Source organism: Streptomyces sp. NPDC001732, from assembly GCF_053596315.1.
This window is the reverse complement of the sequence record NZ_JBSFFY010000166.1, coordinates 1-3,588: the sequence shown is the minus strand read 5'-3', so window position 1 is coordinate 3,588 and position 3,588 is coordinate 1. Positions and strand designations below refer to the sequence as shown.

Sequence of the window (3,588 nt, the reverse complement as noted above, 5' to 3'; positions counted from 1 at the left end):
GCCGTCAGGCCCCCACCCTCCGGATACCTCACCTCACCGGCATACCGCAGGGATCACCAACCGTCACCACCGACGACAACCCGAAAACCTCAGTAGTTGAGGACGCCCAGGCCGGTCTTGTGGCGGGTGCCGTCCATGCCGGGCAGCAGGTTGACCGAGGAGGCGGGCATGCCCGGCGGCACGATCTGGGAGTTGTTGGAAACCATGGTCATCCGCGGCACGGGCTGGGCACCCTCGGCGACCTGCTGCAGGTACAGGTCGGAGGGGGCGGCGTCCACCGCGATGAACACCGCAGGTCCGTCGCCGGCCCGCAGGCAGGGTTGGACGAGGCGGTCCTCCCAGAACAGGATCCGGGCGCCGACCGGGTAGAGGGTGAGGTGCAGGTCGCCCAGTTCGATCGGTGGGGTGTGGTCGGTCCGATGGACGGTGAATTTGAGCCGGGTGATCGCTTCTCCGACCGGGGCGGGCAGCAGCGACCCGGTGTAGACGGGCACTTGGCGGTCCAGCAGGTCCAGGGAGGACAGGTGGAAGTGGTCGAGGTGTTCGTGGGTGAGCACGATGGCGTCCGGGCGGGGCATCAGGCCGACGTCGATCCGGCGCGGCGGCCACACCCGGCACTCGGCCCGGCCGGGCAGGCCGAACGCGGGCTCGAGGACGGGGTCGATCAGGACGCGGTGGCCGCCGCCCTGGCCCAGCCAGGTCTGGTGGTCCAGGAACGTCAGCTCCAGGCGGGTGTCCACAAAAATTGCCCCCTCGATGCTCGGGACCGGGACCGGGGACCGGAGGGCCTGGGGGCGGGGCGGTCCCGGCCGTCCCCCTCCCGGGGAGATCACTCAGTGGTGGTAGGTGTGCGGGGCGGCGGCCAGCGCGCCGGTGCTGACGAGCCGGGCGACCTTCGCCTGGACCGCGGCGACCTTCTTCGGGTCGAGCGTGACAGCCGGGGCCTTCGCGATGGTCTTCATGACGCCTCCCTGTGCAGAGGGGGTGTTAGGAAACCGGCCGGGCCGACCGGGCCGGTGTTCACAATTCACCGCCGTCCGAAGCCGGGGTCGAGGCCGGATCACCGGACGCTTCACCGGACACCGTGACGGGCAGGCACCGGCCTCTCGCTGACGGTGGCCACGATGGCTACCCTGGTGGTCCTGGATTCCGGGAGGCCCGTGTCCGAACGCGTTGTTGCCGACTGGCGCATCGTCGCCCCCCCGCGTCGAGCGCGGCTGGCACACCCAGGAGGACTTCACCGCCGCGTACGAGGACAAGGCCCATGAGCTGGGGGAGCGGGCCAGGATCTCGGCGCGGCAGGTGAGACGGTGGGAGTCGGGCGAGTCGACCTGGCCCAAAACGCGACGCGCGGCGCGTCCTGGAGGCGATGTTCGGCTGCCTGCTTGAGGACCCCGGCTTCCAGCGGCCCGCCCGGCCCTCCGGACGGGCCCGGGGCGAAAGCGGACGACAACCGGAGGAGCACGTGCGCCGACGGGCGTTCCTCGGCCTGGTGGGCGCCGCCCCGCTGCTCGGCCTCGCGGCCCTGGACCACCTCACCGCCGCCGCCCACAACGCCCGGCACTACGACGAGGGCGAACTCCTCGCCATCTACGGACCGCGCTGGACGACGCCGCCCGCGCCGACGGGCCGGACGGCTCGCACGAGACGCTGCCCACCCTGCTGGGCATCCTCGCAGCGGTCAACTCCGCCGCCCCCAGCCTGCGGCGCGAACTGCTGGTCCTCGGCGCCCAGGTCGCAGAACTGGCCGCCTGGCTGCACCGCGACACCGGCGCACCCGCCCCGGCCGTCGCGTACTGGCACCACCAGGCCAAGGCCAATCCGGCGAAATCGACGTACCGTGACTACTACCTCATGAGGACCAACTGACATGCTCGACAGGGAAGAAGCCGAGCGCAGGGCCGCAGAGTTCCTCGCGGAACAGAGCAGGACATGGGGACCGTCCTCCAATGTGAGGATCATCCCTGAGTACTGCTTCACAGACCGAGGGCGGCTCATCGCTCCCTACGACCATGTCGACTACCTCGATCACGGCCGTGACGACATGCAGCTCGGCGGAAATCTTCCAGTGGCAGTCGACATGAGCACCGGATCGTGTTCTTTCATCACCTGGGAGGAGGCGGAGGACATGATGGAGCGCGACCTGCTCTGAACAGAGTCTCACAAGGGACAGCGGGCCGCGACGATCAGCGCCACGGCCCGCTGTCCCAACAGACCGCCAGCAGCGAGAACGGTCTTAGTACTCCAGCCGGACTTTGATGTTCTGCCTGGTCAACGGTTTGGGTTTGGGGAGTGCAGCGGGGTGGTGCTGGAAGCGGGGCGGGTTTGCCGGGCCCGTCCCGCGAAGGAGTGGCCGCGCCGTGTGTAGTGACATCGGCGGGCTCTGGCCTGGTGCCGACGGCGCCATCGTGACCAGTTCATCGAGTGGTCGCCCGGTGCCGCAGGATGTCGGTGGGCAGCTGCCGGCAGAGGGCGGATCTCGGCTGGTGCGGGGTCCACGAGGTCGGGAGTGTCCCGCTCGGTTCCCCTTTTTCCCTCGCGCGGGCGGCGGTGACGGCCAGGAACGCGTGGGCGAGCATGGCGAGAGTGATGTGCCGGTGCCAGCCGGTGTAGCGGCGGACTTCGTACTGGTCCGGGCCGCACTCGTTCTTCGCGCTCTGGAAGCACTCCTCGGTCTTCCAGCGGCAGCCGGCGATCCGCACCAGGCCGGCGAGGGCTGCCTGCAGGGGTGCCGAGGCCAGGAAGTAGGCCGGCTCGTCCGGCTTGGTGATGCTGCGGCGGGCGAGCATCCATCGCTGGTGGGTGGGCTCGTCACCGTCGGATTCCCAGACGGCCGGCAGCCGGGCTGCGGCCCGGTCGTAGATTCGGGGCCCCTTGGCGCCGTCGCCGCAGGAGAGCCGCTGCCATGCTTCGGGAGGAGCCTGGCCGATGAGATGGCCGATGAGATGGCCGATGAGATGGCCGATGCGGGGGCCGTGGGCCTGCTGGGACTTCGGCACGGCCATGACGTAGGACGGGCCGACGTCTTCCAGGAACCGGCGGAAGCGGGAGTCCTGCCCGTAGGCGGCATCCGCGGTGACCCGGGCGACGGGCAGCGGGGAGGCGAGTGCTCGCAGGACCATGGGGCGGGCCGGGCCGTTCTTCGTCGCGAAGCCACGCTCGCTGGGGATCCTGGCAGCGCGGCAGCGTTCTGCGCCGCCGGTCCGGGACCTGGGCAGGTAGAGCTCGCGGTCGGCCAAGGCGTGGCCCAGGGTGGTGGCGTAGGCGGCGAAGACACCGATCTGGCAGTTCTCGGTGCGGCCGGCGGTGCCGGAGTACTGCCGTGGCACCCGGCCGAAGCGACACCCTTCTTGACGAAGCCGGTGGCGTCGATGATCAGGACACCGTCGCCGGCGCCGAGGTGCTCGGCGACGTAACCCTGCAGGTCATCACGGATCTCGTCGGCCTCCCCCTGCTTTTCGCCAGGAGGTGCCGCAGTCCGTCCGGCGTGGAGTGCCCGGCGAACTCGGCCAGTTGCCAGGAGCTCTTGCGGCCCACCGGGCCGAGCGGACCACGGACGTAGTCCCGCATCCGGCGTCGCGGCTCAAC

The 3,588-nt window shown here is 70.3% G+C and carries 4 protein-coding genes and 1 pseudogene; 1 reads left to right on the top strand and 4 read right to left on the bottom strand.

Annotation, left to right across the window (positions count from 1 at the left end):
- Positions 1 to 89: 89 nt before the first annotated feature.
- From ACWCXX_RS40940 to ACWCXX_RS40930, 3 genes are all read right to left on the bottom strand, one after another.
- Entirely contained in the window at positions 90 to 740 is a 651-nt protein-coding gene (locus ACWCXX_RS40940; protein ID WP_451136353.1) for an MBL fold metallo-hydrolase, read from the bottom strand.
- Between the two features lie 93 nt (positions 741 to 833).
- Complete coding sequence (locus ACWCXX_RS40935; protein WP_451136351.1) at positions 834 to 962, bottom strand: hypothetical protein; 129 nt, start codon at positions 960 to 962, stop codon at positions 834 to 836.
- 628 nt (positions 963 to 1,590) lie between these two features.
- Positions 1,591 to 1,806: a hypothetical protein gene (locus tag ACWCXX_RS40930; protein WP_451136349.1), complete on the bottom strand. Its 216-nt coding sequence runs from the start codon at positions 1,804 to 1,806 to the stop codon at positions 1,591 to 1,593.
- A gap of 64 nt (positions 1,807 to 1,870) precedes the next feature.
- Here ACWCXX_RS40930 and ACWCXX_RS40925 point away from each other — a divergent pair, with 64 nt between their 5' ends.
- On the top strand, positions 1,871 to 2,152 hold the full coding sequence (locus ACWCXX_RS40925) for a hypothetical protein (RefSeq protein WP_451136347.1): 282 nt from the start codon (positions 1,871 to 1,873) through the stop codon (positions 2,150 to 2,152).
- Between the two features lie 265 nt (positions 2,153 to 2,417).
- Here ACWCXX_RS40925 and ACWCXX_RS40920 read toward each other — a convergent pair.
- Positions 2,418 to 3,588, bottom strand: a pseudogene (locus ACWCXX_RS40920) (IS701 family transposase); the annotation flags it as partial.